6 protein-coding genes are annotated in these 8,944 nt (G+C 34.5%); 1 reads left to right on the top strand and 5 read right to left on the bottom strand.

Annotated elements, in window-relative coordinates; genetic code table 11:
* The first annotated feature begins 96 nt into the window (after positions 1 to 96).
* Positions 97 to 864, top strand: a complete 768-nt coding sequence (locus ACZIYX_RS20020; protein WP_462684033.1) for an XRE family transcriptional regulator — start codon at positions 97 to 99, stop codon at positions 862 to 864.
* 1 nt (position 865) lies between these two features.
* Here the strand turns inward: ACZIYX_RS20020 and ACZIYX_RS20015 are convergent, their stop codons facing one another.
* From ACZIYX_RS20015 to ACZIYX_RS19995, 5 genes are all read right to left on the bottom strand, one after another.
* Complete coding sequence (locus ACZIYX_RS20015) at positions 866 to 1,864, bottom strand: App1 family protein (RefSeq protein WP_462684032.1); 999 nt, start codon at positions 1,862 to 1,864, stop codon at positions 866 to 868.
* Positions 1,865 to 1,947: 83 nt separating this feature from the next.
* Complete coding sequence (locus ACZIYX_RS20010; protein WP_462684031.1) at positions 1,948 to 4,347, bottom strand: sodium-translocating pyrophosphatase; 2,400 nt, start codon at positions 4,345 to 4,347, stop codon at positions 1,948 to 1,950.
* 134 nt (positions 4,348 to 4,481) lie between these two features.
* Positions 4,482 to 5,012, bottom strand: coding sequence for an inorganic diphosphatase (locus ACZIYX_RS20005; protein ID WP_462684030.1), 531 nt, complete (start codon positions 5,010 to 5,012; stop codon positions 4,482 to 4,484).
* 263 nt (positions 5,013 to 5,275) lie between these two features.
* Positions 5,276 to 7,771, bottom strand: a complete 2,496-nt coding sequence (locus ACZIYX_RS20000; RefSeq protein ID WP_462684029.1) for a DUF5686 and carboxypeptidase-like regulatory domain-containing protein — start codon at positions 7,769 to 7,771, stop codon at positions 5,276 to 5,278.
* Positions 7,772 to 7,887: 116 nt separating this feature from the next.
* Positions 7,888 to 8,865: a pyruvate dehydrogenase complex E1 component subunit beta gene (locus ACZIYX_RS19995; RefSeq protein ID WP_462684028.1), complete on the bottom strand. Its 978-nt coding sequence runs from the start codon at positions 8,863 to 8,865 to the stop codon at positions 7,888 to 7,890.
* Positions 8,866 to 8,944 lie beyond the last annotated feature (79 nt).

Raw genomic sequence — 8,944 nt, 5'->3', positions numbered from 1 at the left:
ACAGATGAAAAAGAAATAATTTATTAGTGCTATTTCAAAGTTAAAATGGTATTAAGCCCCGCTTAGTATGATTTAATTATTAATTTTTTCTATTTTATGGATATTTTAACTGACCAAACCATAAAGCGTTTTAAACAAATTCGCGAAGAGAACCATTATACTCAATCCGATTTTGCTAAGATTTTACAAATTAAAAATTCTACAGCAGATATAGAAAGGGGTAAAACCAAGATTTCAGGAAAAGTTGTTGCTAAATTATTACAAGAATTTAATATTAATCCTTTGTGGTTGTTTGGAGAAAGTTCTCAAAAAAAAATACAATTGCATTTGGGGGATGTTTCTCCCAAAGTTGTTACCATCGACTCACAGAACAATGAAAATATAGTTTTGGTAAATGTAAAAGCTGCCGCCGGGTATCCTCATAATGTACATGATTTGGATTGGTATCAGCAATTACCTGCTTTTGATATCCCGTTGCCAGAATATCGAAATGCTACTTACAGAGGTTTTCAAGTAGAAGGAGATAGTATGTTGCCATTATTAGAGCCAAAAGAATGGGTGATAGGAAAGGCAGTAAACAACCTTTCTGAGGTAAATAATAATACAGTGTGTGTTGTTGTATTAGAAGATAGCGTCGTAGTTAAAAAGATTAGAAAAAACGAAGATGTATCTGTAATAACTTTAGTTTCATTAAATTCTGAGTATTTACCATATAACATTCAGGCACATCAAATTGTAGAACTTTGGGAGGTAAACAGTAAATTAAGCTTTAATATTGATGCAAATTCAAATGTAGCCGGTATGAAACAACTGCAAGAGGCAATGCTGGTGTTAACCTCTGAAGTAAGAAGCCTGAAAGAGTAAATTATATAAAACCGGATTCTTTTGCATGTTGAATGGCTTCTTCAGAATTACGGATAAGCAGGATAGGAGAGGTCTTAAAAGATTGTATTATCTTTTTAATCCGTTTTTCTTTTCTACTATGATTAACATCTCTTAGGTAGATTGCCAAAATGCGATCAGGATATTCTTCAGCAATTTTTGTATAGATATCGGCATCTTTTTCTCCACTATCTCCTATCAAAATAAATTTGAGATGTGCATACAACCTTAACAATTTTATAATCTCAGAACGTTTATGGGGTTCTGTAGGTTTTGGCGTTTTATCAAACGGAGTTCTAAAATCTCTGAGTAGAATAGGGCCTTTTGGGAAATGATTTTTTTCTATAAACGCACATAAATAGTCGTACAAATTCCAAGGGCTATTGCTTACATAAAAAAACGGATTAACAGTGCTCTTTTTTGTTCCAATCTGTAGCTTTTTGTAAAAATCAACAGTCCCTTCAACCGGCATCCGCTTATCATAATTTTTAAAAAGGGTATTAACAGCTACTCTCCATTTTAAAATAGAGGCTACCCCGGTGTGTAAAATAGTGTCATCAATATCGCTTATAATAGCAAATTGAGCATTGGTAGAAGGGATTAGCATTTTGCCGGGAAATATATTTTGGTCACTAATCTGTTTTTTTAATGTGTTTGTTTTATAAGCAACAGCATACGAAACCCAGCCTTTGTTATCGGTTAGCGAAGTAAGATTGGGGATAGTAAGATTAAAATGGTAATACCCTTCGGGATCTGTTATAGTTTCAAATATTTTTCCATTAGAAAGTTTTAGCTCAATAGAAGTATTGGGTATTTCATCACTTTCTAATTGCTTATATATATTTTTAAGGGTTTTGTATGTATTTTGATCCGAATCAAAATTTACATTTTCATCTTCCAAAGCTCTTCCCTTGGCATGAAAATTAGTGTCCGTGCCATAACCTTCATAAGTATTGATACGTAATGTTTTTTTCTTAAACATGTAAAACTATTTTGAATAAAAATAATCAACCTCGCTTAAAGAGCGAGGTTGATTTTAAATAAAACTTATAAAACTTTATGTTTTTATTTTATGGAAGTTTTGATAGCTTCGATTTTAGCTTTTATTTCAGCCTCAGAACCTCTTAATTCTTGTACTTTATGTTTTACTTTTCCATTCTCTATAGTTTGAATAGTTACGGTAGCAATTGCTTGTTCATTTTCTGTTTTCATACTAACTAGTACTTTGTTTGAAGAGGAGTCATTACGATACTCTATCACTTTTGAAGTATTATCAGCTACTACTGTTTCTGTATGATTTCCGCCTAGAATAGGGGCAATTACAAGTCCTATCAAGCATGTTAGTTTAATTAAAATGTTCATTGAAGGGCCAGACGTGTCTTTAAAAGGATCTCCAACAGTATCGCCTGTAACAGCAGCTTTATGAGCATCAGAGCCTTTGTAGGTCATCTCTCCGTTAATTTCTACACCTGCTTCAAATGATTTTTTGGCATTGTCCCAGGCACCACCAGCATTGTTTTGAAAAATAGCCCATAATACACCACTTACGGTAACTCCAGCCATATATCCTCCCAACATTTCGGCAATGGCTAATCTATCCATTCCAAATACTAATGGAACAAATGCTATTACTATAGGAAATCCAATAGTCAATAATCCCGGTAACATCATTTCTTTAAGAGAAGCTTTTGTAGAAATAGCAACACACTTGTCATATTCAGGCTTACCAGTGCCTTCCATTATCCCCGGAATATCCCTAAACTGGCGACGCACTTCCTGTACCATTTCCATAGCTGCTTTACCTACCGCATTCATTGCTAAAGCAGAGAATACTACTGGTACCATACCGCCAACAAATAACATTGCGAGTACGGGTGCTTTAAAAATGTTAATTCCATCAATACCAGTAAAAGTAACATAGGCTGCAAATAGGGCTAACGATGTTAATGCTGCAGAAGCAATAGCAAATCCTTTACCTGTGGCCGCAGTTGTGTTTCCTACAGAGTCTAATATATCTGTACGTTCTCTTACTATTGGTTCCTGTTCGCTCATTTCAGCAATTCCACCAGCATTATCAGATATTGGTCCAAAGGCATCAATTGCTAATTGCATAGCTGTGGTGGCCATCATTGCAGAGGCTGCCAGTGCTACGCCATAAAATCCGGCAAAGGCATAAGATGCCCAGATAGCTCCTGCAAATAATAATACAGATGGAAATGTAGAGATCATTCCGGTTGCCAAACCAGCAATAATGTTTGTTCCGGCACCTGTACTTGATTGTTGTACGATTTTAAGAATAGGTGATTTGCCCAGACCTGTATAGTATTCGGTTACAGACGAGATCACTGCTCCTACAACCAAACCTACCAGAGTGGCGTAAAAAACTCTCATTGAAGAGATCTGAATTGGACCTTCTCCAAAGAACTCCATAGTCATAGTTTCTGGAAGCATCCATTTGCATAATGCAAAACAAGCTACTGCTACCAAAATAATAGATGTCCAGTTACCGATATTAAGTGCTCCCATTACCTGGGCTTCTTTGGCATCGTTGTTTTTGATTTTAACAAGCATCGTTCCTATTACAGAGATTATAATACCTGCACCGGCAATAGACATTGGTAATAAAATTGGTCCGATACCACCAAAAATATCTGTAATGGCTCCCCCCATATCTTTAATTACGTAATTACCTAATACCATAGCGGCAAGTACAGTTGCTACATAAGATCCAAACAAATCGGCTCCCATACCAGCAACATCTCCTACATTATCTCCTACATTATCTGCAATGGTAGCGGGGTTACGTGGATCATCTTCTGGTATACCTGCTTCTACTTTACCTACAAGGTCAGCACCTACATCTGCAGCTTTAGTGTATATACCACCACCAACACGAGCAAATAAAGCAATAGATTCTGCTCCTAAAGAGAACCCTGCTAAGGTTTCTAAAACTATGGTCATTTTATCTGTAGAGGTCCATTCGCCTCCCATAAATACATGGTAAAATATAATGAAGAAAGTTGTTAGTCCTAACACAGCTAGCCCTGCAACACCAAGTCCCATTACGGTACCTCCACCAAAAGATATTTTTAGAGCATTTGGTAAGCTGGTACGAGCTGCCTGAGTAGTTCTAACATTTGTTTTGGTGGCAATTTTCATACCTATATTTCCTGCAAAAGCAGAGAATACAGCTCCAAAAATAAAAGCAATTACAATTAGCCAGTGTGTTGTGTCTACTATTAAAGAAACAATAAATAATAAGGCGCTTACTATTATAACGAATATTGCTAGTAATTTGTATTCTGCATTTAGGAAAGCTAAGGCGCCTTCGTAAATATGATCTGAAATTTCTTTCATTTTGCCATCACCGGCATCTTGTTTCATTACCCAAGATTTTTTGATTAGCATGTAAACTAGCCCTAGTAATGCCAAAACAATTGGCATATAAATCATATTTGATCCCATTCAGTGTGTTTTAAGTTAATTAGTAATAATTTTTAAGTTAATTGGTATCTAAAAGTAGTAAAAATACCCTAAATAGAAAAAGCACAATATTTTATATAAAATATTGTGCTTTTTTTATGATCCTGAAAGGGATATTAATAAATGCTAAATAAGCCTTCTGGTTTGTTTTCTAAATCTTCAAAACGTTTTACACAGGCTTTAATGATGTCTTTGGCCTCACCAACATCACCCCATCCGCCAACATCGACTTTTTTCTTTTCTAAATCTTTATATACTTGAAAAAAGTGCTCTATTTCTTTTATTAAATGAGGGTTTAATTCTTTAAGATCGTTAATTCGACCTGCTATAGGGTCAGAAACTGGTACACATACCACTTTTTCGTCCGGGCCTTTTTCGTCAGCCATGTGGAATACCCCAATTGGTTTTACTTCCATTACACAACCAGGAAAAGTTGGCTCGGTAACAAGAACTAATACATCCAGGGGATCGCCATCCAAAGCAAGCGTTTCGGGGATAAACCCATAGTCTGCGGGATACATCATAGATGAAAAAATCATACGGTCGTATCTTATTTTTTTTATCTCAAAATCGTATTCATACTTATTTCGACTTCCTTTAGGGATTTCAATAAGTACATCAAAGCTTTCGCGAGTAGCTGCGCTCATAATTCTATTCTCTTTTTTTAATGGCAGCAAATATAGAGATTACAAGAGGTTGGTTAAAATTTATTACGGTAAAATATTAAGTTTTATATAAATTTTAATATAAAGATCATCTATTGGATTTTTAATAACAAATAGGTAAAAAACAATATAATCCTTCATCAAAGTTTTAATTTTCAAAGGCTTGTTTCAAAAACAATATATATATTTGAATATACCTCGTATCCTTGTCTAGAAGTTGCTGTTGTTGTTTTAAAGTAATACTACTAGAAATGAAACCCAAATGACCCGGTAACTCCAAATTTACGTGCATCGGGGTTCTCAAAATAATTTCCTCTAAAATGAAAATCAATTCTGAATACTTTAAAAATATTGCCTACTCCCAGGCTGTATTCCCAGTAAGCTTTATCTTTGGGAGTAAGAAGAAGCTCTCCAGAAGGACTGCTTAATAATCTGTTAGCATCAGATAAATCTCCCCATGCTGATCTAAAGCCAACAAGTTCTCTTAGATTTAATTTTCTTAGTAAAGGTATCCTTGAAAATATCCTTCCATTAAAATTATGTTCCAGATGTAAAGTAGCATAAGTATCGGTTACAAATTCATAGAAATTGAGTAGGGGAAAAGTATTATAAATAGAAAGGTATGTTTGATTTCCGGGTATAACACTTAATAGGCCAAGGGGTACATCACCAAAGGTTTTGCCCACTTCGAACGTGCTGTTTAACTGCCCAAAACCTCCAATATTCCATGGTTGTTGGTATAAGAATTGTACTTTTTGATAATCAAAATCACTTTCTGCTATGTCTTTTATTCCTACCCCATAATTAAGAAATAAGGTAGCGTAGTTTCCAGAATTAACTATTATTCTGTCTACACCGTACCCTGTAGTTTTTCTACCGGGAAAATAAGCAATTGTGGTTGCTATTTCAGTTTGGTTAATCTTTGTTTTAGGGGTATTTGTTTCAGGATCGTTAAAATCTAAACTAAATAAAGATCTGTCGGCTGGTTTTAAAGTTCTAAAAGATCCTGTAACTCCAACTGTTAAGTTTTTTCTGGGTTCTAATTGCATAGATACAGCAGATAGATTGATGGATGTTAGTCTGTCGTTGTCCCCTGTTGCTATAATAGATGACGAAGCTAAACTTCTGCCTTCAACATCATTTGTATTGGTTAAGCTTGCTCCTAATTGTTCTACATCTCTTCGGTTGCCTGCTGAAACAATGAGCCTGGATTTTCTGTCTATCAGGTATTTACCAGACATGCCATACTTAAATTTGTTGTCTTTAAACCCATAAGCTCCATAGCCTTCAATTCTCCATCTGTCATTGGCTGTAAAATAGGTTCGTCCTCCTGCTCGTAATCTCCAACCTTCAATATCATTGTACCCTACAGTAGAGAACAGAGGTCCAAAATCAAAATTATTTAGCTCTACATATCCTGTTGCCAATATAGTACCAATACTATAAAGTCGTTTGAAAGCTTTTACGGTTTTAAGGGTGTCCAGTAATTTATATACTTTTTGCTCATCCTTGTTTAAACCTTCCATTCGGGCAGTGTCCCAAAAAGAATCTGCCCTGTTGTATATGTCCTGATCATAAGGATCTACCTGGTTTTGATAGAATTTTTTATCTTTGTTTATGTCAAATTTATAGTTGTCATATAAGGTAGTTCTTTTGCCATAAACACCTCTGGATTTTTCTTTTTTGCTAAATGCAAAATCAGATTGAAAATAATCTTTAGTGATTAGAAAAATGGAATCATTTAAAACATCAAATTCTTGTTCTATATACAGATCTTTTACCCAGTTTATGTTTGCGCTTTTAGTAACTTCCAGGTTTATTTCTTTAATAGCCCAGGTAGTATCATTTACCCAAAAATCCCCTTTAAAAGTCAACTCATTTTTTCTTCTGGGATAATAGATTATGTTATAGCACCACTTGTTGTCAATATATGCACTGTCAGAAAGCACATAGTTGTATACATTAATTCCTGTTCGGGATAGCGGGCTGGTAAAACTTTTGTCAAAAAACTTTAAATAATTTTCATAAACATCATAATCAGAATACAGATCTTTAACAAATGCAATTAAGGTTTGGTTATCGCTAAACCCGGCATTTTTATTTCCTTTAAGAACTTCTTTGTGCTCGTTTATGGTATTATCACCATATACTTTTGAAAAGGCTTCATTAAGAAAAATAGGCAAATATGTTTTTCCGGTTACTCTTGAGGTATCGATATCATTAAAAATGAATTCCATACCATTAAAAATTCTGCTATTAATTAATGCACTATCAATCGTATTTAAATCAAATTCTAATTTTTCATACTTATCATAAGCATATTGTTTAAACTTTTTGACTCCATTCTCTCTACGATTTTTCCATATTTTTCTTAGGATATCAATAGCAGGGTTGTTTTTTTTGGAAGTTTTACCTTTATAAATAACAACTTCATCTAGTGCTGCAGCCTCTTCCTCCAGAATAACCTCCATATTATAGGTAACACTACCAGTTAATTTTATTGTTTTTGTTTGAAAACCAATAAAAGAAACTTTGATGCTGGAATATTTTTCATCAGCTTCCATATAGAACCTGCCGTTTTCATCTGTTATTGTACCTACAGTAGAATTTACAAATACGATATTGGCAAATGGCACTGGCTGTTTAAAACTATCATATATCTGGCCACTAACTTTGGTTTGTGAATAAATAAAGGTAAAACCGAATATGGTAAGAAGTACTCCTAAAATGAAATGTTTCATCTAAAGCTATTAAAATTATTATTTGTGACAATTATTAAATTACCACAACTTCTGCGCCATTTTTTTTATTTATGGTATTCCAGAAATTGGTGAAACGTAAAATAAAATTATTCATTTTATTTATACATCACTTTTTTCACAGCTTTAACAACATCTGTACTATTTGGCAGCCATTCTTCCAATAATTGGGGAGAATATGGAGTGGGAGTATCTGCAGTGTTAATTTTAATAATAGGAGCATCCAGATAATCAAAAATTTCAGATTGTACCTGATATGTTATCTCAGAAGAAATATTGGCAAGAGGCCAGGCTTCTTCCAGAATAACCAATCGGTTTGTTTTTTTAACAGAAGTAAAAATACAATCCAGATCCAAAGGGCGAACCGTTCTTAGGTCTATTATTTCGCAAGAGATATTTTCTTTGGCAAGCTCATCGGCAGCTTTGTAAGCTTCTTTGATAATTTTTCCAAAAGAAACAATAGTAACATCGGTACCATCTCTTTTTATTTCGGCAACACCAAGAGGAATAGTAAATTCACCTTCAGGAACTTCACCTTTATCCCCGTACATTTGTTCACTTTCCATAAAAATAACAGGGTCATTATCTCTAATAGCCGATTTTAATAATCCTTTTGCATCTTTTGGGTTGGACGGAACCACTACTTTTAAACCAGGGGTGTTAGCAAACCAGTTTTCAAAAGCTTGAGAATGTGTAGCTCCTAGCTGACCGGCAGAGGCTGTGGGCCCTCTGAAAACAATTGGAATATTAAATTGTCCCCCGCTCATCTGGCGCATTTTTGCAGCGTTGTTGATAATTTGATCTATACCAACCAAAGAAAAATTAAAGGTCATAAACTCTATTATTGGTCGGTTGCCATTCATAGCACTTCCTACACCAATACCTGCAAAACCTAATTCAGAGATAGGGGTGTCTATAACTCGATCAGGACCAAATTCGTCCAACATACCCTTACTCGCTTTATAAGCCCCATTATACTCTGCAACCTCTTCTCCCATTAAGTAAATAGACTCATCCCGGCGCATTTCTTCACTCATTGCTTCGCAAATTGCTTCTCTGAATTGTATGATTTTCATTTAGTATGTTTTTTAGTCGTAATAAAAAAAAATAAAAATAATATATATTTTTATTTTTTTATTTCCTTTAGCAAAAAAA

The organism is Aquimarina sp. (assembly GCF_977115655.1).
Note: the sequence above shows the minus strand (reverse complement) of the source record. Positions and strands in the feature narration are given on the sequence as shown.